Consider the following 375-nt stretch of genomic DNA (forward strand, 5'->3'; position numbering starts at 1 on the left):
GTGGGCTGCCACCACGCGGCCATATCCAGCCCCACGGCCTGCGCCAGTTCCGCGCCGGGCTGGTGCGGCGTGGCGCGAGGCGTCACCACGTCCACCGTGGAAGCTAAGCACACGGCCAACAGCCGCACCAGTTCATCCTGTGATTTCGCCAGCAGCGCGGCGAACAGTTCGGCGCTGTCCTCCGGCAAGGTTTCGCCTGCCACCTGTTGCAGTTCGCGCAGCGCCACGGCGGCGGGTGATTCCGGCCAGTCCGGGGCCATGCCTTCCAGCCGGTCTTGCACCGTGAGGCGCACACCCAGCGGCAGGTCGTGCCCGTAGTGCCTTTCCTGCAAGACGGTCTGCACCATGCCATGCACCACGGCGGCCAGCGCTGCT

1 pseudogene is annotated in these 375 nt (G+C 69.1%); it reads right to left on the bottom strand.

The window, feature by feature from the left end:
* Window positions 1-281, bottom strand: a pseudogene (locus ACR6JA_RS22520) (chromosome partitioning protein ParB); the annotation flags it as partial.
* Window positions 282-375 lie beyond the last annotated feature (94 nt).

It is taken from the genome of Cedecea sp. B1(4) (assembly GCF_059414925.1).